At 68.3% G+C, this 25714-nt stretch carries 26 protein-coding genes; 14 read left to right on the top strand and 12 right to left on the bottom strand.

Annotated elements, in window-relative coordinates:
- Window positions 1-133: 133 nt before the first annotated feature.
- From RJT68_RS07935 to RJT68_RS07925, 3 genes are all read left to right on the top strand, one after another.
- The gene (locus RJT68_RS07935) at window positions 134-1063 is read left to right on the top strand and encodes a sulfide-dependent adenosine diphosphate thiazole synthase (RefSeq protein ID WP_407039825.1); all 930 of its coding nucleotides are present in this window, start codon (window positions 134-136) and stop codon (window positions 1061-1063) included.
- A gap of 104 nt (window positions 1064-1167) precedes the next feature.
- Window positions 1168-1938, top strand: coding sequence for a DUF7001 family protein (locus tag RJT68_RS07930; protein WP_407039824.1), 771 nt, complete (start codon window positions 1168-1170; stop codon window positions 1936-1938).
- Between the two features lie 115 nt (window positions 1939-2053).
- On the top strand, window positions 2054-2467 hold the full coding sequence (locus tag RJT68_RS07925; RefSeq protein WP_407039823.1) for an acyl-CoA thioesterase: 414 nt from the start codon (window positions 2054-2056) through the stop codon (window positions 2465-2467).
- A 47-nt stretch (window positions 2468-2514) separates the two neighbouring features.
- Here the strand turns inward: RJT68_RS07925 and RJT68_RS07920 are convergent, their stop codons facing one another.
- On the bottom strand, window positions 2515-3660 hold the full coding sequence (locus RJT68_RS07920) for a TIGR04053 family radical SAM/SPASM domain-containing protein (RefSeq protein WP_407039822.1): 1146 nt from the start codon (window positions 3658-3660) through the stop codon (window positions 2515-2517).
- 159 nt (window positions 3661-3819) lie between these two features.
- Here RJT68_RS07920 and RJT68_RS07915 point away from each other — a divergent pair, with 159 nt between their 5' ends.
- The 4 genes from RJT68_RS07915 (at window position 3820) to RJT68_RS07900 (ending at window position 6562) form a co-directional block, all read left to right on the top strand.
- Window positions 3820-4146, top strand: a complete 327-nt coding sequence (locus RJT68_RS07915) for an Htur_1727 family rSAM-partnered candidate RiPP (RefSeq protein ID WP_407039821.1) — start codon at window positions 3820-3822, stop codon at window positions 4144-4146.
- The gene (locus RJT68_RS07910; protein WP_407039820.1) at window positions 4143-5360 is read left to right on the top strand and encodes a TIGR04347 family pseudo-SAM/SPASM protein; all 1218 of its coding nucleotides are present in this window, start codon (window positions 4143-4145) and stop codon (window positions 5358-5360) included. The genes RJT68_RS07915 and RJT68_RS07910 overlap by 4 nt, the downstream gene beginning before the upstream one ends.
- A 67-nt stretch (window positions 5361-5427) precedes the next feature.
- A complete protein-coding gene (locus tag RJT68_RS07905; protein WP_407039819.1) occupies window positions 5428-6090 on the top strand; it encodes a helix-turn-helix domain-containing protein in 663 nt (220 codons plus the stop codon).
- A 112-nt stretch (window positions 6091-6202) separates the two neighbouring features.
- Entirely contained in the window at window positions 6203-6562 is a 360-nt protein-coding gene (locus tag RJT68_RS07900; RefSeq protein WP_407039818.1) for a DUF7344 domain-containing protein, read from the top strand.
- Between the two features lie 111 nt (window positions 6563-6673).
- Here RJT68_RS07900 and RJT68_RS07895 read toward each other — a convergent pair whose 3' ends face one another.
- Together RJT68_RS07895 and RJT68_RS07890 are read right to left on the bottom strand one after the other, a co-directional pair.
- Complete coding sequence (locus RJT68_RS07895) at window positions 6674-7003, bottom strand: CGCGG family putative rSAM-modified RiPP protein (RefSeq protein WP_407039817.1); 330 nt, start codon at window positions 7001-7003, stop codon at window positions 6674-6676.
- Between the two features lie 122 nt (window positions 7004-7125).
- Entirely contained in the window at window positions 7126-7554 is a 429-nt protein-coding gene (locus RJT68_RS07890) for a MoaD/ThiS family protein (RefSeq protein ID WP_407039816.1), read from the bottom strand.
- A gap of 92 nt (window positions 7555-7646) precedes the next feature.
- Between RJT68_RS07890 and RJT68_RS07885 the strand changes: the two genes are divergently transcribed.
- The gene (locus RJT68_RS07885) at window positions 7647-9026 is read left to right on the top strand and encodes a hypothetical protein (RefSeq protein WP_407039815.1); all 1380 of its coding nucleotides are present in this window, start codon (window positions 7647-7649) and stop codon (window positions 9024-9026) included.
- A 34-nt stretch (window positions 9027-9060) separates the two neighbouring features.
- On the opposite strand, the gene RJT68_RS07880 is transcribed toward RJT68_RS07885, so the two are convergent.
- Window positions 9061-10326 (bottom strand): GumC domain-containing protein, encoded by a 1266-nt coding sequence (locus RJT68_RS07880; protein ID WP_407039814.1) that lies wholly within the window; start codon window positions 10324-10326, stop codon window positions 9061-9063.
- An 18-nt stretch (window positions 10327-10344) separates the two neighbouring features.
- Window positions 10345-10938, bottom strand: a complete 594-nt coding sequence (locus tag RJT68_RS07875; protein WP_407039813.1) for a hypothetical protein — start codon at window positions 10936-10938, stop codon at window positions 10345-10347.
- A gap of 157 nt (window positions 10939-11095) precedes the next feature.
- On the opposite strand from RJT68_RS07875, the gene RJT68_RS07870 reads away from it, so the two are divergent.
- Entirely contained in the window at window positions 11096-11455 is a 360-nt protein-coding gene (locus RJT68_RS07870) for a hypothetical protein (RefSeq protein ID WP_407039812.1), read from the top strand.
- Window positions 11456-11586: 131 nt separating this feature from the next.
- Here the strand turns inward: RJT68_RS07870 and RJT68_RS07865 are convergent, their stop codons facing one another.
- Window positions 11587-12888, bottom strand: a complete 1302-nt coding sequence (locus RJT68_RS07865; RefSeq protein WP_407039811.1) for a hypothetical protein — start codon at window positions 12886-12888, stop codon at window positions 11587-11589.
- A 256-nt stretch (window positions 12889-13144) separates the two neighbouring features.
- On the opposite strand from RJT68_RS07865, the gene acnA reads away from it, so the two are divergent.
- Window positions 13145-15955 carry an aconitate hydratase AcnA gene (gene acnA, locus RJT68_RS07860; RefSeq protein WP_407039810.1) on the top strand — a complete coding sequence of 937 codons (2811 nt, stop codon included), beginning with the start codon at window positions 13145-13147 and terminating at the stop codon, window positions 15953-15955.
- Window positions 15956-16134: 179 nt separating this feature from the next.
- On the opposite strand, the gene RJT68_RS07855 is transcribed toward acnA, so the two are convergent.
- Window positions 16135-16749: a universal stress protein gene (locus RJT68_RS07855; RefSeq protein WP_407039809.1), complete on the bottom strand. Its 615-nt coding sequence runs from the start codon at window positions 16747-16749 to the stop codon at window positions 16135-16137.
- 167 nt (window positions 16750-16916) lie between these two features.
- Between RJT68_RS07855 and RJT68_RS07850 the strand changes: the two genes are divergently transcribed.
- Window positions 16917-18500 (top strand): long-chain-fatty-acid--CoA ligase, encoded by a 1584-nt coding sequence (locus tag RJT68_RS07850; protein WP_407039808.1) that lies wholly within the window; start codon window positions 16917-16919, stop codon window positions 18498-18500.
- Window positions 18500-19300, top strand: a complete 801-nt coding sequence (locus tag RJT68_RS07845; RefSeq protein ID WP_407039807.1) for an enoyl-CoA hydratase/isomerase family protein — start codon at window positions 18500-18502, stop codon at window positions 19298-19300. The genes RJT68_RS07850 and RJT68_RS07845 overlap by 1 nt, the downstream gene beginning before the upstream one ends.
- 124 nt (window positions 19301-19424) lie before the next feature.
- Here RJT68_RS07845 and RJT68_RS07840 read toward each other — a convergent pair whose 3' ends face one another.
- Window positions 19425-19880: a dCTP deaminase/dUTPase family protein gene (locus tag RJT68_RS07840; protein ID WP_407039806.1), complete on the bottom strand. Its 456-nt coding sequence runs from the start codon at window positions 19878-19880 to the stop codon at window positions 19425-19427.
- A 116-nt stretch (window positions 19881-19996) separates the two neighbouring features.
- A complete protein-coding gene (locus RJT68_RS07835; RefSeq protein ID WP_407039805.1) occupies window positions 19997-21487 on the bottom strand; it encodes an amidase in 1491 nt (496 codons plus the stop codon).
- 76 nt (window positions 21488-21563) lie between these two features.
- Between RJT68_RS07835 and RJT68_RS07830 the strand changes: the two genes are divergently transcribed.
- A complete protein-coding gene (locus RJT68_RS07830) occupies window positions 21564-22232 on the top strand; it encodes an O-methyltransferase (protein WP_407039804.1) in 669 nt (222 codons plus the stop codon).
- A 76-nt stretch (window positions 22233-22308) separates the two neighbouring features.
- On the opposite strand, the gene RJT68_RS07825 is transcribed toward RJT68_RS07830, so the two are convergent.
- Window positions 22309-22755, bottom strand: a complete 447-nt coding sequence (locus tag RJT68_RS07825) for a hypothetical protein (protein ID WP_407039803.1) — start codon at window positions 22753-22755, stop codon at window positions 22309-22311.
- A gap of 345 nt (window positions 22756-23100) precedes the next feature.
- Between RJT68_RS07825 and RJT68_RS07820 the strand changes: the two genes are divergently transcribed.
- The gene (locus tag RJT68_RS07820; RefSeq protein WP_407039802.1) at window positions 23101-23523 is read left to right on the top strand and encodes a hypothetical protein; all 423 of its coding nucleotides are present in this window, start codon (window positions 23101-23103) and stop codon (window positions 23521-23523) included.
- 18 nt (window positions 23524-23541) lie between these two features.
- Here RJT68_RS07820 and RJT68_RS07815 read toward each other — a convergent pair whose 3' ends face one another.
- Together RJT68_RS07815 and RJT68_RS07810 are read right to left on the bottom strand one after the other, a co-directional pair.
- Entirely contained in the window at window positions 23542-24300 is a 759-nt protein-coding gene (locus RJT68_RS07815) for a mechanosensitive ion channel family protein (protein ID WP_407039801.1), read from the bottom strand.
- Window positions 24301-24764: 464 nt separating this feature from the next.
- Window positions 24765-25520 carry a helix-turn-helix domain-containing protein gene (locus RJT68_RS07810; RefSeq protein ID WP_407039800.1) on the bottom strand — a complete coding sequence of 252 codons (756 nt, stop codon included), beginning with the start codon at window positions 25518-25520 and terminating at the stop codon, window positions 24765-24767.
- Between the last annotated feature and the right edge of the window lie 194 nt (window positions 25521-25714).

Genomic DNA, 25714 nt, shown 5'->3' with positions numbered 1-25714 from the left:
AATCGACGCCGACGAAAGAGGAGGCGAACCCTCACGAACGCTCGGGTTTTCTGACGGTCCAGGATTCGAGGTGTTCGTTCGCGGAGACTGTTCGCGACACTTTTTTCACTACCTAGTGTTATTACCCGGTTGTATGAGCGAGATCGAGAAATTCAGCGACGTGGGTGAAGCGGACGTCACGCGAGCGATCGGGCGGGAGTGGACCGAGGAGTTCATGGACTTCTCGGACTCCGACGTCATCGTCGTCGGCGGCGGACCGTCGGGACTGACGGCCGCGAAGGAGCTGTCCGAGCGGGGCGTCAAGACGATGGTCGTCGAGAAGAACAACTACCTCGGCGGCGGCTTCTGGCTCGGCGGCTTCCTGATGAACAAGGTAACCGTCCGGAGTCCGGCCCAGCGCATCCTCGACGAACTCGAGGTCGATTACAAGCGGGCCGCCGACAGCGAGGGGTTGTACGTCGCGAACGGCCCGGAGGCCTGTTCGGGGCTCATCAAGGCCGCCTGCGACGCGGGCGCGAAGATGCAGAACATGACGGAGTTCACCGACATCGTCATCCGCGAGGACCACCGCGTCTCGGGGATCGTGATGAACTGGACGCCCGTCCACGCCCTGCCACGCGAGATCACCTGCGTCGACCCGATCGCCGTCGAGGCCGACCTGGTCATCGACGCCACCGGCCACGACGCGATGGCGATCAGCAAGCTCGACGAGCGCGGGGTCCTCGACGCGCCCGGCGTCCGCGACGCCCGCGAGCGCGGGCAGGTTATGGACCAGACCGAGTCCGAGCAATACGGTGCGCCCGGACACGACTCCCCCGGCCACGACTCGATGTGGGTCGGCAAGTCCGAGGACGCCGTCGTCGAGCACACCGGCCTCGTCCACGACGGCCTCATCGCCACCGGCATGGCGGTCGCCACGGCCTACGGCCTCCCGCGTATGGGCCCGACCTTCGGCGCCATGCTCGTCTCCGGCAAGCGCGCCGCGCAGGTCGCCCTCGACGAACTCGAGGTCGACGCCGAACCGGTCGACATCACGAGTCGGGCGACGCCCGCCGACGACTGATCGGCGGCGGGTGCTGCGCCGGCGGTGCGGTCGATGCGGACGGGTGGACGAACTCGAGCGAGTGCACCCTGGCCGAGTCACCAGGCGGTACCACACCTAGATACATGGTCGAACGAGTCATCTGCTACCGCGCCCCCTCGACGGTCGCCGACGTGGACGCCGTCGCCGACTGGCTTCGCGAGCGCGTGGACGCGACCGTCGACGTGCGCGATCGATTCCTCGAGGTTCGTCGAACTGACGACCTCCCGGAGCGCTTCGCCCGAGCGCGCGTGCTGTCGCCGTACGACAGGGAGACCGGCAACACCATGCTCGGCACGATCCTGTACGAGGAGCGGGCCCTCGAGAACCCCGAACGCGAGGGCGGCGTCCTCTACGACGGCGTGCGGGTCCAGCGAGCGCTGAACGACGCGCTACCGGACGAGGAACGCGACCTCGAGATCCTCCACGTCGCCGTGCTGGACCGGGCGATCGGCACGTGGGGCGACCACGACGGTCGGTGGCACAAACGCGTGAACGTCCTCGGACAGCCGGCGCTCGTCTCGGTGCCCGGACTCTACGAGGCGCCGGCGAAACCCGAGGCGTACTACGAGGAGAAACAGCGCCACGCGCTCCTCACGGGGGACGCGCCGCCGCGGGAGGTCCTCGAGAATCGGGTGCAAGGGGAGTTCCTCGTCGAGGACGACCCACGGACGACCGAGGCGCTGTGCGGGTACGTCCTGCAGGCGTACCACTTCCTCGAGACGGGCCAGGCGTTCTGCGAGCGTGAGGAGTGTCGACTATTTAACGCCCACTACCACGAGGACCTGATCGGAGCGCAACTGCGCGACCCCGAGTTCTGCGACGAGCACGCGGCGCTGTACGCTCCGGACGCCTGACCGACGCCCATCGAATCGCGCGGTGCGGACCGGCCGCCGACTCGCGACCCGTCGACCGCGGCAATACCGCACGGAACCGGTGGCTACTTCCCGGGCACCCGACTTCAAACGAACAATGAGTGAGAAGTTCACGTGCAGCGTCCCCGTTCGCTTTCGCGACCTCGACCCTCTGAACCACGTCAACAACGCCGTCTACGCCTCCTACCTGGAGGAGGCCCGGACGGCCTACATCGAGGAGGTGCTGGGGATCGAGATCGCGGACAACCGGTTCGTCATCGCAAACCTCGAGATCGATTACCGCAAGCCCATCACCCTCGGCGACGACCCGGCCGTCGCGCTCTGGATTACCGACCTCGGGACGAGCAGCGCGACGGTGGCCTACGAGTTCCGCGTCGACGGCGAGGCCGTCGCCGAGGCGGAGACGACGCTCGTCCACATCGACCCCGATTCGACGAAGCCCGAACCCTTCCCTCACGATCTCCGCGAGCGGATCCTCGAGGCCGAATCGCACCTCCGGGCGACGGCCTGACCGAGAACCTGCACGGTTCGTTTTCTCCCCCGCATCGGCACGGTAACTCAGTCGGCGCTCGAGGGCGAGACGCTCGAGGACGGGTCGTCCCACGGGAGCGGCCCGTCGTATTCCGGCGGAACGTACGGACAGAGCGGGTCGCTCTCGAGGGGGTCGCCGGTGTGGGCGTACGCCCGCGAGCGACTGCCGCCGCAGACGTTCCGGTACGGGCAGGCGCCGCACTTCCCCCCGTATCGGTCCCGGTCGCGCAGCGCGCGGAAGAGGTCCGAATCGCGGTAGATCTCGTAGACGGGGCGGTCGCGAACGTTGCCGGCCGACTTCGGGAGGAAGCCCGAGGGGAACACCTCGCCGGTGTGGCTGACGAACGCGAAGCCGTCGCCGGCGACGATGCCGGAGCGGCGACGGACGCCGGAATCCGGCTCGAGGGAGGCGGGTCCGTCCCCGCCTGAGCCGTCGTCCGCGGCCCCTCGACGCCGCTGGATCGACACCCGGCGGTACTGGGGCGCTTCGGTCGTCTTCACGCCGAAGGGCTCGGTCTCGCTCACCTCGGCGAGCCAGGCCATCACCTCGTCGGCCCGCTCCGGGCTGATCGGCTCGAGAACCCGCCCGCGGCCGACGGGGACGAGGAAGAAGACGCTCCACATGACGGCGCCGATCTCCCCGAGCAGGTCGCGGATCGCCGGCAACTCGTCGACCGTCTGGGCGCAGACGGTGGTGTTGACCTGGACGGGGATTCCGGCGTCACGCGCGTCCACGGCCGCCTGCACGGTTTCCTCGAAGGTTCCCTGCTCGCCGCGGAAGGCGTCGTGACTCCCCGGCCCCGCGCCGTCGAGGCTCACGGCCATCCGCTTGAGCCCCGCCTCGGCCATCGCCTCGATCCGCCCTCGAGTGAGGGACCTCGTCCCGCTGGGGGTGATCGTCATCCGGTGGCCGAGGTCGGTTCCGTGGGCGATCAGCTCCTCGACGTCGTCGCGGACGAGCGGGTCGCCCCCCGAGAGGACGATCAACTGCCCGTCGCCGAACTCCGCGGCATCATCGAGCAGGCCCTTCCCCTCCTCGGTCGTGAGTTCATCGGGGTGGCGAAGCTCCTGCGCGTCGGCGCGACAGTGGTCGCAGGCCAGCGCGCAGGCCTGCGTGAGCTCCCAGATGAGGACGAACGGTCGCTCTGCCGAATCGAAGTGACTGGGGCGCATCCGGTCTCTGGTCGATCGTTCGCCGCTCGCGGGAAAACCGTCGCCGTTCTTCCCGCGGTTCGGGAACGCAGCCCCGATATGTTCGGTCGCGCTCGAGGGAAATTCCCACCAGTCGGGAGTAGCCACAACTCCCTTCGCCTCCGCTTCGAAGGGTCGAGTATGGGAGATAACGTCCGTCGCTCGAGAAGCCCCTCAGGCGAGCGCGCCAATCCCGTCCCGCAGTGGGAGGTGTTCGTCCGGAGCGAGGAGACGCGGGCGCTCAAGCACGTGGGGAGCGTCTCGGCGACGAGCGAGACCGAGGCCCACGAGCACGCCTCGCGGCTGTTCGGCTGGTTCGCCGTCGACATCTGGCTCTGTCCGGCGGCGGACGTCCGCCGGTACACCGCTCGAGGGCTCGCCGACGAGTCCGACGACGTCGACGCCCACGCTGCAGACGGCGTCGACGGCACCGATCCGAACGACCCGCCGAAGGTGAGCGAACCGTGATCTCGATCAGCAAACTGCTGTGCGACCTCGACGCCGAGGGCGACGGCCTGCGCTACGACGCGGCCGACGAGTCGAGCAAGCCTCAGATCGCCGAGTCGAAGCAGCGCCGACCCGTCGTGGTCTGGAACACGACCCGACGGTGCAACCTCTACTGCTCGCACTGCTACGCCGCGGCGGACCTCGAGGCCGGGCAGGGCGAGTTCACGACGGCCGAGGGAAGGGCGTTCCTCGACCAGCTCGCCGACTACGACGTTCCGGTCGTCCTCTTCTCGGGCGGCGAGCCGCTCGTCCGCGACGACCTCGAGGAACTCGTCGCGTACGCGGCCGACGCGGGGGTCCGGCCCGTGCTCTCGTCGAACGGGACGTTGCTCACCCGCGAGCGGGCGGCGGCCCTGCGCGACGCCGGCCTCCAGTACGCGGGCATCTCCGTCGACGGCCTCCCCGAGCGCAACGACGAGTTCCGGGGGCAGGACGGCGCGTTCGACGCCGCCGTCCGCGGGATCGAGAACTGTCTCGACGTCGGCCTCAAGACCGGCCTCCGATACACGATCACCGAAGCCAACGCGCCCGATCTCGAGGGGGTCGTCGACCTGCTCGTCGACGTCGGCCTCGACCGGTTCTGCTTCTACCACCTCGACTACGGCGGCCGCGGGGCCGAGATCGTCGACGCCGACCTCTCGGCCGAAGAGAAGCGCGAGGCGGTGAAGCGGGTGGCCGACATGACCCTCGAGTACCACGACCGCGGCGAGGAGATCGAGACCCTCCTCGTGGGCAACTACGCCGACGCGGCCTACCTCGTGGAGTACGCCAGGGAGCGGTTCGGCCCCGAGAAGGCGGAGCGGGTGTACGCGCACCTCGAGCGAAACGGCGGCGATCCCACCGGCGAGCGGATCGCGGACGTCGACTACGAGGGCAACGTCCACCTCACGCAGTTTTGGCAGGGATACAGCCTCGGGAACGTCCGCGACCGCCCCTTCGGCGAGATCTGGGAGGACGAGTCGAACCCCCTGCTCGAGGCGCTGCGGAATCGGGAGGACCGACTCTCCGGGAAGTGCGCCTCCTGCCGGTACCGGTCGATCTGTCGCGGGGCCTCGAGGCTCCGCGCGCTGGCCGCGACGGGGGACCTGTTCGCGCCCGATCCGCAGTGTTACCTCTCCGAGGACGAGATCGGCGTCGGCGGGTCGAACTCGCCGGTCGGCGGAGCCGCGGACTGACTGCCCGGGTCGATCGCCCGATCACCTCCCGAGCGCGACTTATTGGGTTCGGGGTAGAACCGACGGTATGAGCATCATCGCCGATTTTTCGATCAAGTCGGACGATCTGGCACTCAACCACGCGCTCACGACGGCGTCGCAGATGGTCGTCGAGATCGAACAGGTCGTGGCGACGATGGAAGACCGGATCATGCCATACTTCTGGGTGAGCGGCGACGACCAGGAGGCGTTTGCCGACGCGTTCCGGGAGGACGAATCGGTGAAGAATATCACCGGGATCGACGAAGTGGACGGGGCGAAACTGTATCGCGGCGAGTGGACGGAGAACGTCGAGACCATCGTCTACGCGTACGTCGACCTCGGGGCGACGATCCTGCAGGCGATCGGAAAAGCCGAAGACTGGGAGCACCGGATGCGATTCGACGATCAGGGCTCGCTCGAGGAGTTTCGAGCGTACTGCGACGAGAAGGAGATCTCCTACGAACTCAATCGGATCAAAGAACAGGAACAGCCGATGGCCAGCGCCCAGTACGATCTCACGCCGACGCAGCGGGAGACGCTGGTGACCGCCCTCGAGGAGGGCTACTACGAGGTTCCGCGGGAGGTGACGATGCGCGAATTGGCGGATCGGATGGACGTCTCCCAGCAGACGCTCTCGAACCGCTTTCGCGCCGCGTACAACAACCTCGTCACGAGCACGTTGACGATCAGCCATCCGGACGAAGCGTGAACGGTTCGTCCCGATCGAGTTCGTCCGCGCGGGGCCGGTCGAGATCGGTCGCCCGGTGGATGTAGGACGATACAGCCCTCCCCCTCTTCCGTACGGGGGCGTTTTTTCCCCTATGGTTGGGACCACACGCGGACGAGACGCCGTATCGACCACGTTCGAACTGCTGGCGAATCGCCGTCGACGCTACGCCTTGCGGTGTCTCCGGACGTACGAGAACTCGATTACCCTGGCGGATCTGGCGGACGAGGTCGCGGTCCTCGAGTGTAACGAACCGCTCACAGAAATTTCCGCCGAGCGCGTGAAACGGGTGTACCTCTCGCTGTACCACACGCACGTTCCGAAATTGGCGGACGCGTCGTACGTCCGGTACGATCAAGAGCAGGACATGGTCGCGTTGCGGGATCGAGCCGAGGGGATCGATCTCCTCGAGGCGTATCTCGAACCCGTTTCCAGTACGCACGCGACCGAGTGAACCGCGTCGAGGGTCGCACATTCGTCGACTCGAGTCGCGGTCTCTTTCGACGGGTCGCAGCCTCTTCTGACGGTAGAACCCCAGTACCACCGGGTCTCGCGCCCGTCCGTTTTAGTCCACGAACGCGCGCGTCACGTGGCCGCCGCAGCCACACTGGTCGACGTACTCGAGTCGTACGGTCGTGTCGCCCTCGTCGAACCGCTCCTCGAGCGCGGGCCACAGGTACGCCGACGGGTGCCCGTGGTCGGCGTGGGTGACGAGGTTGACGTGGACGCCCGGGGCGGTCGCCTCGACGGCACGGATCGCTTCCTCCAGTAACAGGTCGCGGTCGACCGCGTGCCGCGGGTGCTCGAGGTTCGCCGACCACGAGGTCTCGTGGGGCGGGTACTCGATTGGTTCGAATCCCTCGGCTCCGTCGGCGTCGCTCGTCTCGGCGGTCATACGCCTGGTTCGGCGCTCGAGCGAGGTAACGAGTTAGCCGAACCCGTTCGGGCGCCGGGCCGAGTTCGAGCGCCGGGACGAGTTCGGGCGATCGAGGTCGCAGCCGCGCTCGAGGAGGGGGATCAACAGCAGAAGATGAACGGTTTGAGCAACGCAACGCGGTCGCCGTCCTCGAGTTTCGTCTCGAAGCCGCCGAGGTGCTCGTTGAACCGACCGTTGACGCAGACGCGGGCGTACGGGCGCGTCTGCTCGCCCTCGGGGTTCTTCCGCCAGGTGCCGGGGAGGTCGTCGGGGACGGGCGCCCAGCCGCGGGCCGTCGCGTCGGCCTCGGTCTCGGCGATCAGCAGGTCCTCGACGTCGTACTCCTCGAAGAACGCCTCGAGGAACTCCCGGAGCGTCTCCCCCTCGAAGGTGTACTCGAGTTCGTGCTCGCCGATCGCGGTTCGGACGTGGCCGGTGCAGCGAACCGTCACCGTCGTCTCGGTTCGTCCGTAGGCGGTTCGTTCGGTCGCGGTCCGCTCGGCCGTCGCGGCGTCCGTCTGGGGTTCCATGGTCGTCCGAACCAACGCCTCGAACGGGCGAAAGCCGCCCCCCGAACACGTTCGGACACAACGGCAGGGTCGTCGGCGCCCAACGGTCGACCATGAACTCGATTCCGGGAGACCTCCGGACCGACCGGCAGCCCCCGATGGCGATCCCGCTGCGACACTTCGTCGTCGCGCTCGCGTTCCTCGTGATCGGCTCTGTCGGCGGACTGGCCATGACGGTCGCCTCCCCGCCCGGGCTGGCGGACGTCGCGCACCTCCACGCCCTGCTGGTGGGCTGGGTCGTCCTGACGATCATGGGAGCGATGACGCAGTTCGTCCCCGTCTGGTCCGGCGTCACGATCCACTCGAGGCGCCTCGCACTCGCCCAGTTGTGGTTCGTGACCATCGGGCTGGTGGGCTTCGCTGGAACGCTGCTCGTCGGCGACCTCGCGTGGCTCCCCGCATTCGGCGCGCTGCTGCTGGCCGGCGTCTGGACGTTCGTCTACAACGTCGGGCGGACGCTCGCTCGAGCGCGCCCGTTCGACTTCACGGAGCGCCACTTCGCCCTGGCGCTGGTCTGCTTCGCGCTCCTCGCGCCGCTGGGGTTCCTGCTCGCGCTCGATTTCACCCGACCCGTCTTCGCCGACCTCCCGTTCGAGGTGCTGCGAGGGGACGTCCTCCTCGTCCACGCGACGCTGGCGCTGTTCGGCGCGATCACCGCGACGATCGTCGGCGCGCTCGCTCAGCTCGGCAAGATGTTCACGCAGGGCCGGCTCCGCCGGATCGACGAGCACGCCCTCGCGCTCGAGCAGGCCCTCTACCCCGCCGGTCTCGCCCTGTTCGTCGCCGGCAGGGGGCTCGGCTCGGAACCGCTGGCCCGACTCGGCGGCCTCGCCCTCCTCGCCGGTCTCGGGACGTTCGCCCTCGTCGTCGTCTGGCTGCTCGTCCGCTCGACCGCCGACCGATCGCCCATGACCGACCGGTACTGGGTCGTCGTAGCCTCCCTCCTCGCGTGGATCGGGGTGACGGTCCCGGCCTGGTGGCTCGAGCCCGCTTCCTACGAGACGCTGTTCGGCCACCCCGACGGACGGACCGTCCTCGTGATCGGCGTCTTCGGCTTCGTCGTCGTCGGGAGCCTCTACCACATCGTCCCCTTCATCATCTGGATGAACCGCTACAGCGATCGGCTGGGCTTCGAGCGCGTGCCGATGATCGACGACCTCTACGACGACCGCCTCGAGCGCGTCGACTTCGCGACCACCCTCCTCGGCTTCGTCGCGCTCTCTGCCGCGTCCCTGTTCGATCTCCCGAGGGCCGCGACGGTCGGCGGCACCCTTCTCGTGACCCTCGGCTTCGCGCTCTTCGTCGCGAACGTGCTGTTGACGATCCACCGCCACGGACCGGACGGGATCGGCGGCGTCCTCACGAGCGCGCTCGAGGGCGACGATTCGGCGACTCCCGAGGAGGTTGGTGGCGTCCGCGAGCCGGAGTCCTGACCGGCGCTCCGTCGCCGCGATCGCGCTCGGAGGCTCACACCGGGCGCTCGAGGAAGACCGCCCAGATCGTCGCGGCGTAGAGCGCGGCGCCGACGACGCCCGCTCCCGCGCCGACGGTGGCGAGCGCGCCCGAGCCGATGCCGAGTCCGACCGCCTCGACCGCCAGTCCGAGCACGATGGCTACGACGGCGGCCGTCGCGCTCCGGTTCCCGATCCCTCGAACCGAGGCGATCGCAGGCGGGTAGAACTGGTAACTAACCCCGACGATCGTGAGGCCGAGGAACCCGAGGAGCGCGAGGCGGACGTGGGCCTCGAGCAAACCCGGTTCGACGCCGACGAACGCGAACGTGAGGCCGAGCGCGACAGCGGCAATCCCGAAGCCGGCGGCGACGACCACGGCGCGGTGGCCGACACGCCGCCGGTCGCTCTCGCGCGCCAGTCCGACCACGGTGACGGCGAATCCGACGACGGCGATCGCCTGCAGGGCGGCTCCGACCCGAAAGAGCGTTCCGCCGAGGAAGTCGACCGCGAGCAGCGCGGGGGCGACCGCGCCCGCGGGGAGGACGATCGCGACGAGAATCGGCGACGGATCGGCGACGAGCAGTCGCGGCAGCAGTCGGAAGCCGATCGCGAAGACGAGGAGCGCGGCGGTGCCGGCAGCCAGGAGGTGCGTTACCGGTGGTCCTACTGTCGGAAGAAATAGCGGTCCGAGTTCGAGGCCGACCGCCGAGGGCGCGGGAAGCGACGAACCGACGAGCAGGTACGCCAGGACGACGGGAACCGCGGCGTTGGCCGCTCGGTCGACGCGCCTGCGGTGTTCGTCGACCGAACCGGTTCCCGTCTCCCGTCCCGTGGGATCTCCCCGGATCGTGAGCCCGATCGCGCCGAGGAACACCAGGCACCCGGCGAGCCACGAGAGCGCGGCGAGGGACCCGACGCTCGAGGGAGCGAGATCAGCCGCGCTCGCGAAGTGACCGGCAGCTCCGACCGACGCGAACGGAAGGTGCGCCGCCGGGGCCAGCGGAACCGCGAGCTGGCGGGCGAAGTACGACGGGATCAGGCTGTACGCCTTCCCGAACATGACGTGGAAAACGAAACCGTACAAGCCGAGCGCGACGGCCGAGTCCCGTCCGAGGCCCGCGAAGACGGAGAGCTGGTACGCGACGAAGAAGGCGACGCCGACGGCGACGAACCGACGCGACCACCGGGTGACCGTCGCCTTGCCGGCGGTGCCGGGCCCGGAACTGGACGCGGAACCGTTCGTTTTCGCCTCCGTTCGGCGCCGGGCCCGTGGTGACATCGGTATCGACCCGCTCGCTCAGAACGGCGACTCCCCTGTCGGTTCGTCCCCGCAGTTTCGCGACGTCGACCCGGGCTCTCCGGGGACGCGCCCCGTCTCGTGGAACTCCGCCTCGAGGCGATCGAGCGAGTCGTTGAGCGGGTCGGCCTGGTAGTGGGAGGGGTGAACCCGAACGCGGACCTCGTCGTAGTCGTGCTCCTCGGAGAGGCCGTTCCACGCGCGGAACGAGCCCCGGACGAGGGCGTCGGCTTGCGGGCAGAACTCCGTCGTCGGGGTGAACTCCGCGCGCAGGACCGACGGATCGTCGGCGTCGACGGCGTAGCGGAACCCGGCGTCGGGGTGGCGCCGGTCGAGGTTCAGTTTGGCGAGGTTGTAGCCGAACGTCGCGTCGTAGACCCCGCGCTCCTCGAACAGGTCGCGCGTCACCCGGTGGAAGGCGACGTGGTCCTCGCCCTCGAGGACGTCGTGGCCCTCGAGGAACGGGCCCGGTTCGGGGACGTGATCGGGGTCGAACGTTTCCCAGTCGTCGAAGCCGGTGCCCGAAGCGGCCGTGCCGTCGCCCGAGGCCGTCGCGTCGCCGTCCGCGGAGGCGCGGTTCCAGAACGGATTCATAGCTCGAGGTACGGCCCCGTCGGCCCAGTACGTCCTCCCGAACCGGTTCGGGAGGTTCCCGATTCGACGGGCCTCGGCACCGGCGGAGACGGGCCCGAATCGGGGCCGAATACGTTCGGCGACAGCTATTGTCCCCGTCCGTCGAAACGGACGGCCGATGGCGGCTCACCGATCCGAACCCGTCCGGTGTGCGTCCGAATCTCCTGACCTCGAGCCGTACCGAAGGCGGACTCGTCGGATCGAGCGCCGCAACCGCGAGCGGGCGCTGTCACGCCTCGAAACCACCGGCGAGTTGACCGACGAACAGCGCGCCGTCGTCGCGGAACTGGCGAGCGCGATCACGGAAGCGGTACTGCCAGCCGCCATCACGGCGGAAGCGGCCGTTCGCACCGCCGGGTGCGAAACCGAATCGGTCGTCGAGCGGACGCGTAACACGACGTCTTCGGCGGACGTCGACGGCGACCGGTCGAACGACGAGCCAGACCCGCGGCTCGCTTCCGTCGACCGTAGCGACTAACGACGCCCCGGAATCGGGGCCGAGAGTCGTCCCACTCTCCCCTTTCTCTACGTCTCTACATTTCTATCCCCCTCTACATCTGCATCTCTCTCTACACCTCCGCTCAGCGAGTTACGGCGGTCGAGACGCGGTTACAATCGTTCGCAAAGCGCCCACACGTCCGCCGTCGGCTCGAGCCGACTCGGCTCGGCCCCCCGTTCCGTGAGGATCCCCGCGTGGTACAGCATCGCCTTGAGCTGGAACACCGTCGGCGCGTGGTAGACGGTCCCCTCTTCGAGCGCGTCGGTAACGAGGTCCCCCTCGGGCGTGAGGACCCGGCGCCGAACCGCCTCGTCGCCACGGACGAACAACTCGACGGTGAACGTCGGGTGGAGGACGTGGAGGTACTCGACCAGGGTCGGCAGCGTCGGTTCCGGCTCGCCGTCGTCGTGGAGGCGCTGGAGTTCCTCGACGAGCAGCGTCGTCGCCGGGTAGGCGAAGATCACCCGGCGGGCGAGCGCTCCCCAGGCCGGTGCGAGGTCGACGAACCGCCTCCGAGAGCGGTACCAGGAGGCGAACTCCTCGAGCGCGCCCTCGACGGAGCCGTGGCGACGGATCGCGAACCGGACGACTTCGCGCCCGAGCGGCGTCAGCGAAACGATCGGGTCGGTGGCCGTCCCGTCTCGTCGCGCGCTCCCACTCGCGCCGGGGGCCTCCTCGATCAGCCCGAGGAACGCCGCTCCGCGGCGGGCCTGTTCGGTCGCCCGGACGACCCGGTACTCCTCGAGCAGCGCGGTCGTATCGCCGTCGGCGTAGTGGGCCAGCGGGTAGCCGAGGTAGTTCTTCGGGTGGTTGAGGCCGAACGAGCGGTCGGCGACGCCCTGCGCGCTCGCCTGAAACCGAATCGCGCTCGCTTCGCTCGAAGTCCGGTTGCCCACGACGCGCGGCACCTCGAGCGGTTCGACCGCGCCGCCGGCTTCGACGCCGAGGATGCCGACGTTGAGTTCGCGGGCGAGGGTCCGGTCGGTCTCCGAGACGGCCGCGGCGGGGGCCGCGAGGTACGCGGCGTTCGCCTCGTGCAGGCGGTCGTACGCCTGGACGATACCGCGGCGGGTGTCGACGCCGGCGCCGCGTGTGTACCCCTTCGCCTCGACGGCGATCAGCGGCGGCTCCTCGCCGACGCGCTCGACCGCGAGAAAGGGCGACTCGAGCGTTCGGACGCCGACGAGGTCGGGGTAGCCGTTCCCCAACCGAACGTGGTTGAAGGGCGCGAGCGTCTCCCGGACGGTGCGCGGAATCGCTTCGTCGTCGAGCCAGCGATCGCTCGAGAACTGCGTGTCGACGACCGCGTACGCCGCGGGTCCCGACCCCGTCCCGTCCTCGTCCGGGAACAGCCGACGCTTGACGTGGGCGAGGACGTGGGGTTCGGAGAGCGACTCCGCAGCGACGGACATACGCGTCGATTGGCCAGCTCGAGTATGAACGTTGCCCCTCGACGACGATCGCCCAAACCGAACTCACGCGACCGGTGATGGTCCGCGAACGGAACCGCGGAGACGTTTTCAGATCCGTCGAATCGATTCCGGAACGGTGACGGGGCGATACGTGCCACGATCTATCATGTGGTAACGGGTAGCATATATATGTGTTATATAATTCCCCCGGATATACTGGAAACAGTTAAAGGAGCCCCACCACTAACGTTCCGGCATGTCAAGTGCGGACCCGTTTGGGGCTATTCGTGAACTGGACGTCGGCGGAACAACGTACAAGATGGCGGACCTCTCCGTCCTCGAGGAGGAGGGGCTCTGTGACCTCTCGAAGCTACCCGTCAGCATCCGCGTGCTGCTCGAGTCCGTGCTCCGGAACGCGGACGGCGAGATGATCGACGAGGATTCGATCCGAGCGGCGGCCTCCTGGGAGCCCGACGTGCCGGACGCGGAGGTTCCCTTTACGGTGTCGCGCGTCGTCCTCCAGGACCTGACCGGCGTTCCCGCGGTGGTGGACCTCGCGGCGCTGCGGTCGGCCGCCGAGCGCGCGGACGTCGATCCGACGGTCGTCGAACCGGAAGTGCCCTGCGACCTCGTCATCGACCACAGCGTTCAGGTCGACTACTTCGGCAGCGACGACGCCTACGAGAAGAACGTCGAGATCGAGTACGAGCGCAACGAGGAGCGCTACCGCGCGATCAAGTGGGCCCAGCAGGCGTTCGACGGCTTCAACGTCGTCCCGCCGGGAACCGGCATCGTCCACCAGGTCAACCTCGAGTACCTCGGCCAGGTCGTCCACGCGCGCGAGGAGGACGGAGAGAAGTGGCTCTACCCGGACACCCTCGTCGGCACGGACAGCCACACCCCGATGATCGGCGGCATCGGCGTCGTCGGCTGGGGCGTCGGCGGCATCGAGGCCGAGGCCGCGCTGCTCGGCCAGCCGATCAACATGTCGCTGCCGGAGGTCATCGGCGTCCGCCTCTCGGGCGAACTCCCCGAGGGCGCGACCGCGACCGACCTCGTGCTCCACATCACCGAGAAACTGCGCGAGGTCGGCGTCGTCGACAAGTTCGTCGAGTTCTTCGGCCCCGGCGTCTCCCAGCTCTCGGTCGCCGACCGCGCGACCATCTCCAACATGGCGCCCGAGCAGGGGTCGACCATCAGCATGTTCCCCGTCGACGAGAAGACCCTCGAGTACCTCGAACTGACGGGCCGCGACGAGGACCACATCAAACTCATCCGCGAGTACCTCGAGGCCCAGGGCCTGTTCGGCGAGCAGGACCCCGAGTTCACCGAGGTCGTCGAGTTCGACCTCGGCGACGTCGAACCCAGCCTCGCCGGTCACAAGAAGCCCCACCAGCGCATCCCGATGGGCGACCTCGACGAGCACTTCCCGACCCTGCTCGAGGAGCAGGGCGTCGTCGATAGCGAGGGCGCGGCCGTCGGCTCGGACGTCGAGGCCGGCGACGGAGCCCTCGTCGCCGACAAGGGGCTCGACCTGGACGAGAAGGTCCCCGTCACGCTCGAGGACGGCACCGAGGTCGAGATCGGCCACGGCGACGTCCTCGTGAGCGCGATCACCTCCTGTACGAACACCTCGAACCCGTCGGTGATGGTCGCCGCCGGTCTGCTCGCCCGAAACGCGGCCGAGCAGGGACTCGAGGTGCCCGAGTACGTCAAAACGAGCCTCGCACCCGGGAGCCGCGTCGTCACGGAGTACCTGGAGCGGGCGGAACTGCTCGACGACCTCGAGGAACTGGGCTACCACGTCGTCGGCTACGGCTGTACGACCTGCATCGGGAACGCCGGGCCGCTCCCCGAACCGATCGAGGAGGCCATCGACGAGTACGACCTCTGGACGACGAGCGTCCTCTCGGGCAACCGCAACTTCGAGGCGCGCATCCACCCGAAGATCAAGGCGAACTACCTCGCCAGCCCGCCGCTGGTCGTCGCCTACGGTCTGGCCGGGAAGATGGACATCGACCTCGAGAACGAGCCCATCGGCACGAACGACGACGGCGAGGAGGTCTACCTCGAGGACGTCTGGCCCGACCCGGAGGAGGTCCGCCGGACGATTCACGAGAGCGTCTCCCCCGATATGTTCGAGGAGAAGTACGCCTCGGTCTACGAGGGCGACGAGCGCTGGGAGTCCCTCGACGCGCCCACGGGCGACGTCTACGACTGGGACCCCGAGTCGACCTACATCCGCGAGCCGCCGTTCTTCCAGGACTTCCCGCTCGAGAAGCCCGGCGTCGACAACGTCGAGGACGCCCGCGCGCTGCTCACGCTCGGCGACACCGTCACCACGGACCACATCAGCCCCGCGGGGCTGTTCAGCGAGGACCTGCCCGCCGGCCAGTGGCTCACAGAGCGCGGCGTCGCTCCCCACGAGTTCAACACCTACGGCTCCCGTCGCGGCAACCACGAGGTCATGATGCGCGGCACGTTCGCGAACGTCCGCATCAAAAACGAGATGCTCGACGGCAAGGAGGGCGGGTACACGATCCACCACCCGACCGACGAGGAAACCACGGTGTTCGAGGCCTCCGAGCGCTACCGCGACGAGGACACGCCCCTGATCGTCATGGCCGGCGAAGAACTGGGCACCGGTTCGAGCCGCGACTGGGCCGCGAAGGGGACCGACCTGCTCGGCATTCGCGCGACCATCGGCAAGAGCTACGAGCGCATCTACCGCGACAACCTCATCGGCATGGGCGTCCTACCCCTGCAGTTCGAAGACGGCGAGGGCTGGGAGGAACTCGGCCTCGAGGGCGACGAGGTCTTCACCATCGAAGGGCTCGAGGACGGCCTCGAACCCAACGCCGAGTTGACCGTCACCGCCGAGAAGCGCGCGGAACCACGTTCCGCGGACGGTCGAGCGGCGGAGCCGCGAGACGAGGACGGCGAAACCGTCGAGTTCGACGTCACCGCCCAGGTCGACACGCCGATGGCGGTCGAGTACGTCGAGAACGGCGGCGTCCTCCACCTCGTGCTGCGCCGACTGCTGACCGAGGAGGCTCAGGCCGCGTAAGCGGAACGGTCCTTCCGCATCCTCCGCGTCCGAAGCTTCGACGACCGAACGATCCGTTTTTTAGAATCAGCGTCCGGGAGCCGCAGCCGTCGCTCACACGGTGCGACCGAGTGCAATAATCCGGGTGGCTTCGAGCGAACCGGAGGACAACGATTCGAGCCGACGAATCCGGTACCGGTTCAGGACCGACGGCGGGCGATCCGCGTCTCGCCCGTCACCGCGTCGACGTGGACGTGGACCAATCCTTCGTCCGTTTCGGCTGGTACGATCCAGGACCCGCTGGTCCGGTGGGGCTCCTCGAGGACGGTCACGTCGTCGTAGTCGTCGTCCTCGAGCGCCCGGCGCGCGATCCGCTCGGCCTCCTCGGGGTCGGTGAGTTCGACGTCCTCCTCGAGTCTGACGGTGACGACCGGCACCGGGGAGAGGCGGACGACGCGCTCGGCGACGCTGCCGACGAGGACGCGGTCGACGCCGGTGCGCCCCTTCGTTCCCATGACGATCATGTCGACGTCCTCCTCGTCCGCGTACGAGAGGATCTCCTCGTGCGGAACGCCGCGTTCGACGGCGGTCGTGACGTCGACGCCCTCACGGTCGGCGTCGATCTCGATTATTTCGACCGCGCGTCGCGCGACCTCGGACGCCCCCTCGTCGTCGAGCGGTCCGTACGGTCCCTCGGGGACGACCGACAGCGCGTGAACCGTCGCGTCGAACCGATCGGCGATCGCGAGCCCGTGTGCGATCGCGCGTCGCGTCTCGTCGCTCCCGTCCGTCGGAATAAGGACGTTCTGGTACATCGATCGACCGGAGGTAGGGAACACGGCCATAAATAGCCACCATTCCCAGATCGTCGGAAATGACGCGGAACCCCCATCATTCGGCGGCTCGAGTGGCGCTCGAGGCGTCCGTTTCTCGAGACATGAGTAACTCTTTTTATGGTACACGGGAACGTATTCCGATGAGCATGGCAAATCTTGTCACTCACGTCGAAGCCGCCGTCGAGGAGTACGGCGACAACGCGGCGATCAAATACGAGGGAGCGGAGACGACGTACGATGAGTTCTGGGCTCAGGCGGGGGCGTTCGCGGCCGCGCTCCGGGATCGGGGGGTCGGCGAAGACGACCGAGTGGCGATCTACCTGCCGAACGTTCCGCCGTTCCTGATCGCTTTCCACGGAACGCTCCGGGCGGGGGGTGCCGTCGTGCCGATGAACCCCCAGTACAAGACGCGCGAAATCGGTCACCTGCTGGCCGATAGCGGGGCCAAAGTCGTCGTGGCGCTGGCGGACCTCGTCCCGTTCGTCGTCGAGGTACAGGACGAGACGGACGTCGAGCACGTCGTCAGCGTCGGCGGCGACGCCGAGGGGGCGACGCCGTTCGAAGCGTTCCTGGCCGACGGCGCGCCCGAGGTGGTCGAGCGAGCCGACGACGACGTCGCGGTCCAGCCCTACACGAGCGGGACCACCGGGAAACCGAAGGGGGTGCAGTTGACCCACGAGAACCTCGCGTCGAACGCCGACTCGGCGGCTCAGCTCATCCCCGACGGGATCCGTCCCGACGACAAGCAGCTCGGCGTCCTCCCGCTGTTCCACATCTACGGGATGACCGTCGTGATGAACGTGACCCTGTTCAACGGCGGCACGTACTACCCGATGGCCTCCTGGGACGCACAGGAGGCCGTCTCGCTCATCGAGGAGGAGGGGCTGACGCTGATGCACGGCGTGCCCGCGATGTACAACGACATCATCAACCAGCCCAACGCCGAGGAGTTCGACCTCTCCTCGCTGCGGATGTGCGGCGTCGGCGGCGCCGGCATCCCGGTCGAGGTCCTGCGTCAGTTCGAGGAGCTGTACGAGCCGAAGATCTACGAGGGGTACGGGCTGACCGAGACCAGTCCGGTCACTCACTTCAACAGCCCGATCTCGGGCCGACGCGTCGGCAGCATCGGGAAGACCGTCCCCGGCGTCGAGTCGAAGGTCGTCGACGAGGCGTTCGAGGAGGTCGACCCGATCGAGGAGGGACCGGTCGACGAGGACGAGGCCGACCTCCACGAGATCACGGGCGAGATCGTCGTCTCCGGGCCGAACGTGATGAAAGGCTACTACGGCCTCCCCGAGGCCAACGAGGAGGCGTTCACCGAGGAGGACGGAAAAACGTGGTTCCACACGGGAGACGTCGGCTACAGCGATGCGGACGGCTACTTCTACGTGGTCGACCGCGAGAAGCACATGATCGTCACCGGCGGCTACAACGTCTACCCGCGCGAGGTCGAGGAGTTGCTCTTCGAGCACCCCGACGTCGCCGACGCCGCGGTGGCGGGAATTCCGGACGAGCGCCGGGGCGAAACCGTCAAGGCGTTCATCGTCCGGACGCCCGACGCGGACGTCACCGAGGAGGAGATCAAGGAGTACTGCCTGACCAACCTCGCCGAGTACAAACACCCGCGCGAGGTCGAGTTCGTCGAGGAACTCCCGCGCACGACGACCGGTAAGGTCCAGAAGTTCAAGCTCCGCGAACAAGAAGAAGAGGCGGAGCCGGAGGCCGAATAATGGCGCTCGGCGACGCGGTCCTGCTCGACGTCGACGAGGGCGGCGCGGCGACGATCACGATGAACCAGCCCGAGCGGCGCAACGCCTTCTCGGCCGAACTCAGCGCCGGGATCGGCGAGGCGTTCGACGAGATCGAGGGGAGTGACGCCCGCTGCGTCGTCCTCGAGGGAGCCGGCGGCGCGTTCTCAGCTGGCGGCGACATCGAGCGGATGAAAGAGGGGATCGAGAACGACGTCCCCGCCGACGAGCGGGTGCGTCGGCTCGAGCGCTCGACGAACGAACTGATCGCCCGCCTCGTGAACTTCCCGATCCCGACGATCGCGGCCGTCGACGGCCCGGCCGTCGGCGCGGGCGCGAACCTGGCGATCGCCTGCGACGTCCAGCTGGCGAGCGAATCCTCGGTCTTCGGCTTCGTCTTCCGCCAGGTCGGACTGAGCGTCGACGCCGGGACGTCCTACCTGCTCCCCCGCATCGTCGGCGAGAACGTCGCCAAGGAGCTCGTGCTCACCGGCGACATCTTCGGCGCCGACCGCGCGGCCGAAATCGGCCTCGTCAACCACGTCTACGCCGACAGCGAGTTCGACGACCGCGTCGGCGAGTTCGTCGAGTCGGTCGTCTCCGGCCCGCCGATCGCCCTGCGCCACGCCAACCGGCTGGTCGGCGAGGGCCTCGAGAAGTCCCTCGAGCGGGCGCTGACCGACGAGGCGGTCGCCCAGGGCATCGTCTTCGACACGGCCGACCACGAGGAGGGCGTCAGGGCCTTCCTCGAGGATCGCGATCCCGAGTTCGAGGGTCGCTGAGCGGCCGACGATCGATTTTCGTTTTTACCTCCGGCGACGTCGCGGACGCCGTCGCGAGGCCGTCGAACCGAAGCGCGAAAACGCGAAACGCTGGAGCAAGAGAGCGCGACGTTCCTCGATTCGCTCACTCGGGTCGACGCACCACGCCGTCGGCCGGAACGAGCGTCGATACGCGCGCGTTTTCTTTGATTCGGATGCCGCCCTCAGCGACCGTCAGCGGGATCAGCGGCAGGTGCGATGCTACCAACATCGACGGGTGGGAGCCCCCACGGGCGAGCAGTTCGTTGCGCGGCTGGAGCCACGCCGGCTCGTCGAGATCGGTGAGGAACTCGTTGTGCTGGATCACGTACTGGCCCCCCTCGAGGTCCCACCAGCCGAACTCGTCGTCGGGGTTTCGCTGTTCGGTCGGCACCGGCTCGAGGTCGGCGTCCTCGAGTTCGTCGCCGCCGAAGTCGAGCCGACCGGGGCCGGCGACCTCGTAGATCGCGCCCACGGTCAGGTCGATCCCGTGCTCGTGGACCTGTACGGGTTCGTACACCAGGTTGTCGATGGAATCGACGAGTGGGTGATCGACGGACATGTATCGTGAGCTGATGAGTCGAACGGCCAAAAAGAATGTCCTCCCGAGTCGGCGATGACCATCGAGGGATCCGCGAGGACGACGTCGGACGGTGGGGGGAATTCCACCGACCGACGCTACCTCGAGATTTCGACCGCTCGAGCGACCCGCAGCGCGGTCGCCTCCTCGTGCCAGTCCGCGACGACCTGGAGGCCGACCGGCAGTCCGTCGCCGGTCTCGCCGCACGGGACCGAGACCGCGGGCGTCCCCGCGAGGTTGAACGGCGCGGTGTTCGCGAGCGTCCGGAGCAGGCCGTCCATCCCCGTCACGGCGCCGAACTCGGGCGCCGGAATCGGCGTCGTGGGCGTTACCAGCACATCGAGTCCTCGACCGTCCTCCGAGCCGGGTCGGAACTGGCGACGGACTCGTTCGGTGAACCGACGTCTGAAGTCCAACGCCGCGAGGTAGTGTTTTCCGGCGCGGGCCTCGGCGGCGACGCGGTTCGCGACGGCCTGCTCCCTGACGTGCTCGCCCACCGCCTCCCCGTCCGACTCCTTCAGCGCGGCGAACGCGTCCGCGAGCGCCGGCGTCGTTCCCGTCCCCGTCTCGACGGCGTTCCCGGCCAGCACGGACGCGAACTCCGCGCCGACGATCGTCCCGTTCGCCGCCGGCGCGAGGTCGAACCCCTCGAGCGAGAGCCGCTCGACAGTCGCGCCGGCCGCTTCGAGGAGATCGATCGACTCCTCGATCGCGTCCGCGACGTCGTCGGACGCCGTGGCCATCGCCTCCTCGACGACGCCGAGTGACAGTCCGCCGACGCCGTCGTCCGCCGCGTCGACGAGATCGTCCGGTGAGGGCACGGCCCGCGTCGACGGATCCAGCGGATCCGAACCGGCGATCACCTCGGTGATCCGCGCGACCGTCTCGACGTCCCGGGCCAGCGGCCCGACGTGGTCGAGCGACGGCGAGAGGTCGACCACGCCGAACCGCGAGACCGTCCGGTGGGTCGGTTTGAGCCCGACGACGCCGCAGAACGAGGCCGGAATCCGGATCGATCCCGCGGTGTCGGTCCCGAGTGCGGCGTCGACCAGTCCCCCGCCGACCGCGGCGGCGCTCCCGCTCGAGGAGCCGCCCGGAACGCGCCCCTCGGCGACGGGGTTCTCGATCCGGCCGTGGCCGCACGTCTCGCCCGTCGTGAAGTAGGCGAACTCGTCCATGTTCGTCGTCCCGACGACGTCCGCTCCCGCGGAGAGGAGGCGGGCGACGACCGTCGCGTGCGACCGCGGACGGTAGCTGAACCCGTTCGAGCCGCACGTGCTCTCGACGCCCGCGACCGCGATATTCTCCTTGACGGCGACGGAGAGTCCCTCGAGAGGCGGTGCGTCTCCCGCCGGATCGTCGGACGCGAGATCGAATCGCAGTCGAAACGCGTTGTACGGGTCGTCGCCCTCGCGAACGTCCGCGGGTTCGGTCGACGCCGGGGGCTCGACGTCGAAGGCGTCGGCCATCGCGAGGATCGAGCGCGCGGTCTCGAGGGAGTCGCGTCGCTCCTCGTCCGAGGGGGACAGTCCGAATCCGGCGGCGACGCGGTCGACCGTCTCCGCGGTGAGATCGCTTGGATCGGTCATACGGCCCGCATCGTCGTCCGAATCCATATACGACACCCTCCCGGAACTCTTTGTGCTCGTCGACGAATGGGCGCGTATGGTCGACGTCATCTCCGACGAGATCGCCCGCTTCGTTCGGGCGATCGGCCCGGATCCCGACGAGACGCTGATCGAGATGGACGAGCGCGCCGCCGCGGAGGGTTTCCCCCACGTCGGCCCCGAGGTGGGGGCGTTCCTCCGGATGACCGCCCGGCTGACCGACGCGCGGCGGATCTTCGAGTTCGGTTCGGGCTACGGCTACTCCGCCTACTGGTTCGCCGAGGCCCTCCCCGAGGACGGCGAACTCGTCCTCACTGAGGTCGACGAGGACGAACTCGAGTTGGCCCGCGAGTACATGGCCGAAGGCGGCTACGACGACGTCGCGCGCTACGAACTCGGCGACGCTCTCGAGGCGGTCGACCGCTACGACGGGCCGTTCGACGCGGTCCTGATCGACCACCAGAAGCACCGCTACGAGGAGGCGTTCGAGACGGTCCGCCCGAAGGTGTCGGTCGGGGGCGTCGTCGTCGCCGACAACGCGATCACCGCCGGACCGATCGAGTTCGAAAAGCTGCTGGCGATCGCCGAAGGTCGTGACCCGGGCGAGGTCAACGAACACACCCGGGGAATCGCCGATTACCTCGAGCGGGTGACGGGCGATCCGTCGTTCGAGACGATCGTGCTGCCGCTCGGCGAGGGGATCGCGGTCAGCTACCGGACGGAGTGAGCGACGATCGACTCGGCCGGCGGACGGCGCCACCGCTCCTCGCACGTCGGTCTACGAATCGTCGACGGGTCGGAGGTCAGTACTCGTACTTCCCGTCGAGGACGCGTTCCTCGGCCGCCTCTTCGACCGCGGGCGAGGAGTACTCGCGGAAGGCCAGGAACGCCGTCGCGGCGCAGGCGGAGAGCAGCGTCATCCAGGTGAGCGCGGTCAGCGCGACGACGACCGGATCGTCCGGACCGGGTGTCGCCGACGCGACCGTCCGCAGGCCGACCGCGTGGCCGATGGACGCGACGAGGAACGCGATCCAGAGGCCGAGCGAGAGGCGGGCGTGCGACCGCCGGGAGACGGTCTCGGCGTAGCGCGCGACGCAGTAGACGCCCGCAACGGCGCTGGCCGTGGCTCCGAGCGTCGGACCCAGGGAGTCGACGGCGGTGGTAGTCACGCCTGCCAGGCCGAAAAGGGCGAACGAGACCGCGAGCAGGTTCCGTTCCGATCGGGTGGTAGTCGGAATCACGTCGTGCACCGCGTTGGTTGGACGTGAACACGATCGGATAAATAGTTGTTGGCTGTGCTGCACTTTGGCACGCGGTGACAACGCGTCTCTCCCGTCGAACCGAGCGGTGGCACTCGGCGCTGAGATCGCGGCGGCGAACAGTCCCTTCGTCGAGGTCGAATCGATAATACCCGGTTGACGCTCCGCCCGATCCCACAAAGTACGTATTACCGCGGGTGAGAGGGACGGGAGAAGACCGATGATGTGGACGTGGCCGAACGCCCCCTCGGTGAACAGTACGCACGAAAACCGAACGGTGTCACCGGACGGAATCGGCGGCGCTCGAGGACGGCCGGCAACGGTCACGGTGGCTCCGTGAGGGTACTCGAACGCCTCTGGGGGCGGTACGACAGGCGACGGCCGCGATCGTATCGGCTCTACGTCCGCCTGCCGACCGAGTTCCCGGACCGATCCCTCCTCGGTGCGGTTTCGCCGATCGTCGACGAGATCACCCGGGCGTGCGACGGACGCGTCGACGTCTACGGAACGGCCGACGGCCTCGTCGTCACGGCCGACGCCGTCCCGGCGGAATCGTTCGACGAGTCGACCTTCGAAGCGTGTCTCGAGGACGTCGAGGCGCTCTACGAGGGAACCTACGCGCTCGCCGTGGTCAAAAAGTGGGGAACGGGCGAACGACTTCCGTGTCGTTCGTACGTCGCCGTTCCGGTGAAACCGCTCTTTCCGCGCGCCGCGGCCGAGCCGGTGGACACGGTGCCCGCCGGCCCGACCGATCGCTGACTCGAGTCGCCGTCGAACTCAGTCGTCGTCTCCCGGACTCGGTCCGCCGCCGCGTTCGGGGCCACCCCGCTGCTCGGAGGGCGCCACGGAACTCGTACGGGACATCCAGTTTCCGATGTTGTTCGAGACGTAGTCCTTCCCGCCCCAGCCGACGGCGACGCCGACGCCGATGGCGACGGCGGCCGCGATGCCCCACGCGAGCGCTCGGGCGAACACGTAGAGGATGCCGACGTCGATCTGCATCGTGTCGAGGCCGACGACGATGGCGGTGAAGTACAGGAAGACTCGAGCGCCGTTGGCGAACCACCCGGTGTACGCGGAGTGGGTCGCCGCCCGCGTGCGCTCGATGGCGTCGCCGATGAAGTCGGCGACGACGAATCCGAGGACGATCACCGCAAGCCCGGCGATGAACGCGGGCAGGTACGAGACCGCCTGCGCGATCCAGGCCGATAGCTGGGGGATCGCGAGGGTGTTCGCCGCGGCGAGGATCGCGATCGCGTAGACGAACCACTTCGCCAGCGATCCGAACGCGCCCGATACCGCCTGTTCCGTCCCGCCGAGGATCCGTCCGAGCGGCGTCTCGAGCACCATCCGATCCAGTTCGACGCCGTCGGCGAGCTTCCGGACGACGCCGGCGAGTACGCGGCCGACGATCCAGCCGACCAGGAGGATGAGCAGCGCGCCGATGAGCCGCGGGACGAACGCGACGAAATCGGCGACGACCTGCTCGAGGTAACTCGGGATCGACACTTGCTGAAGGGGGACTTGTGAAACCATTCGGTTCTGGGTTGGGACGAGACGTTCTTCGTAACCCGGGGCCTATTTTCGTATAAAAAATCTCATGGTTATCAGCCGTCGATTCGCTCGAAATGAAGTGCGGGTTACCGAACCACTCTCTCGAGACGGTGTCTCGTCGGCGTCGTCACCGCGGGTCACGGTCGGATCCCGACGCCACCGTCCGCTAGAGAAGCGACCGCGACGCCCTCGTGCGTAATACCACTTTACTTTCGAAGCGAAACGTGGTCGAATTCGAACCGGTTCCGTCGTGCCACACTCCCGCACGCGCCGGCGGTCGGGTAGCTACCCGATCCGGAACAGATCGGCGGCGAGGAAAGCGGTGGTTCTCGCCTCGAAGCCGTCCACATCGGCGGTCCCACGATTTCGAGCGTCCGGCGGGGACGATCGACGGCAGTCCGGCGGCCCAACCCGCCTTTTCCCCGGCGGTCACCGAAAACGCACCGTCAGAGCGACGACGTGGGAACCTCGAGCAGGTCGTCCGCGTCGACGAACGCCGTCACGAGCGCCGCCTCGGCCCGGCGCAGTCGGTAGGAGAGCGTCGAGCGCGGAACGCCGAGGTCCTCGGCGAGGTCCGACAGTTCCACCTCACGGGGCGTCTCGTAGTAGCCGGCCTCGACGGCCGCGCGTAGCGCCTCGCGCTGTTCGTCGGGGAGGGCCTCCTCGCCGTCGTCGCCGGCGCTCGCGTCGCGCTCCGGATCGAGGTCCGTTAGTCGGAGCACCTCGATCCCCGTACACTCGCCGACCTCATCGCCGAGGGCGTCGAAGAAGGCGTGGATCGGCGCGTCGTTCCCGAGGACGATCCGCCAGCGGTACCGCCGCCCCTCGCGGTAGGTCTCGAACAGCAGTCCCTCGCCGAGGTATTCGAGGGCCACGTGCGGGACCGACGTGCAGACGTCCGTGCGGGCCCAGTAGGTGTAGACGACGAGCGTGTCGCGCGAGCGGTCGAGCACCTGCACCTCGCAGGAGGCCCCGCAGTCGTCCTTGACGAGGCAGTCGGCGAAGTACGTCGCGTCGCGGTAGGCCGCCTCGAGTTCCTCGAGCGCCTCGGGCGACCCCGTGGCGTGGTCGACCCGCCAGAGGCTGTTCGCCGTGACGTGACACGACAGCGACCGGATCGAGGCGTCCGGGTGCGCGGCGAGCACGTCGGCGACGGGGTTCGTCCCCGGGTCGTACTCGAGGGCGAAAACGAATTCTCTCATGTCCTCACAGAGGGCCGCCCGCGAAAAAGGGTTCTCGGTCGGTCGCGTCGAGCGCGGTCCGCCGCCGTCGGTTGGCGGCCGACCGCGAATGCCGTCGCCCACCGGCGTCTTCCCGCCGCTCTCCGTCGTCGTCGAACGAGAAAAAACGGGACCCGGCGACGGATCGCGCGCTCGAGTCCGATCGGCACCCCCGA

The sequence above is a fragment of the Halovalidus salilacus genome (assembly GCF_031852275.1).
In the GTDB taxonomy this organism is placed as follows: domain Archaea; phylum Halobacteriota; class Halobacteria; order Halobacteriales; family Natrialbaceae; genus Halovalidus; species Halovalidus salilacus.
This window is presented reverse-complemented; position numbering and strand designations above follow the sequence as displayed.

Excerpts from the sequence above, each read along its gene's own strand:
- RJT68_RS07865 (WP_407039811.1), bottom strand. The coding sequence starts at position 12,888 with ATGTCCGTCGCTGCGGAGTCGCTCTCCGAACCCCACGTCCTCGCCCAC.
- RJT68_RS07815 (WP_407039801.1), bottom strand. The coding sequence starts at position 24,300 with ATGGTTTCACAAGTCCCCCTTCAGCAAGTGTCGATCCCGAGTTACCTC.
- RJT68_RS07890 (WP_407039816.1), bottom strand. The coding sequence starts at position 7,554 with ATGGAACCCCAGACGGACGCCGCGACGGCCGAGCGGACCGCGACCGAA.
- RJT68_RS07915 (WP_407039821.1), top strand. The coding sequence starts at position 3,820 with ATGGGAGATAACGTCCGTCGCTCGAGAAGCCCCTCAGGCGAGCGCGCC.
- RJT68_RS07905 (WP_407039819.1), top strand. The coding sequence starts at position 5,428 with ATGAGCATCATCGCCGATTTTTCGATCAAGTCGGACGATCTGGCACTC.
- RJT68_RS07925 (WP_407039823.1), top strand. The coding sequence starts at position 2,054 with ATGAGTGAGAAGTTCACGTGCAGCGTCCCCGTTCGCTTTCGCGACCTC.
- RJT68_RS07900 (WP_407039818.1), top strand. The coding sequence starts at position 6,203 with ATGGTTGGGACCACACGCGGACGAGACGCCGTATCGACCACGTTCGAA.
- RJT68_RS07810 (WP_407039800.1), bottom strand. The coding sequence starts at position 25,520 with ATGAGAGAATTCGTTTTCGCCCTCGAGTACGACCCGGGGACGAACCCC.
- RJT68_RS07885 (WP_407039815.1), top strand. The coding sequence starts at position 7,647 with ATGAACTCGATTCCGGGAGACCTCCGGACCGACCGGCAGCCCCCGATG.
- RJT68_RS07920 (WP_407039822.1), bottom strand. The coding sequence starts at position 3,660 with ATGCGCCCCAGTCACTTCGATTCGGCAGAGCGACCGTTCGTCCTCATC.
- RJT68_RS07855 (WP_407039809.1), bottom strand. The coding sequence starts at position 16,749 with ATGTACCAGAACGTCCTTATTCCGACGGACGGGAGCGACGAGACGCGA.
- acnA (WP_407039810.1), top strand. The coding sequence starts at position 13,145 with ATGTCAAGTGCGGACCCGTTTGGGGCTATTCGTGAACTGGACGTCGGC.
- RJT68_RS07880 (WP_407039814.1), bottom strand. The coding sequence starts at position 10,326 with ATGTCACCACGGGCCCGGCGCCGAACGGAGGCGAAAACGAACGGTTCC.
- RJT68_RS07895 (WP_407039817.1), bottom strand. The coding sequence starts at position 7,003 with ATGACCGCCGAGACGAGCGACGCCGACGGAGCCGAGGGATTCGAACCA.
- RJT68_RS07830 (WP_407039804.1), top strand. The coding sequence starts at position 21,564 with ATGGTCGACGTCATCTCCGACGAGATCGCCCGCTTCGTTCGGGCGATC.
- RJT68_RS07875 (WP_407039813.1), bottom strand. The coding sequence starts at position 10,938 with ATGAATCCGTTCTGGAACCGCGCCTCCGCGGACGGCGACGCGACGGCC.
- RJT68_RS07840 (WP_407039806.1), bottom strand. The coding sequence starts at position 19,880 with ATGTCCGTCGATCACCCACTCGTCGATTCCATCGACAACCTGGTGTAC.
- RJT68_RS07930 (WP_407039824.1), top strand. The coding sequence starts at position 1,168 with ATGGTCGAACGAGTCATCTGCTACCGCGCCCCCTCGACGGTCGCCGAC.
- RJT68_RS07845 (WP_407039807.1), top strand. The coding sequence starts at position 18,500 with ATGGCGCTCGGCGACGCGGTCCTGCTCGACGTCGACGAGGGCGGCGCG.
- RJT68_RS07850 (WP_407039808.1), top strand. The coding sequence starts at position 16,917 with ATGGCAAATCTTGTCACTCACGTCGAAGCCGCCGTCGAGGAGTACGGC.
- RJT68_RS07870 (WP_407039812.1), top strand. The coding sequence starts at position 11,096 with ATGGCGGCTCACCGATCCGAACCCGTCCGGTGTGCGTCCGAATCTCCT.
- RJT68_RS07835 (WP_407039805.1), bottom strand. The coding sequence starts at position 21,487 with ATGACCGATCCAAGCGATCTCACCGCGGAGACGGTCGACCGCGTCGCC.
- RJT68_RS07935 (WP_407039825.1), top strand. The coding sequence starts at position 134 with ATGAGCGAGATCGAGAAATTCAGCGACGTGGGTGAAGCGGACGTCACG.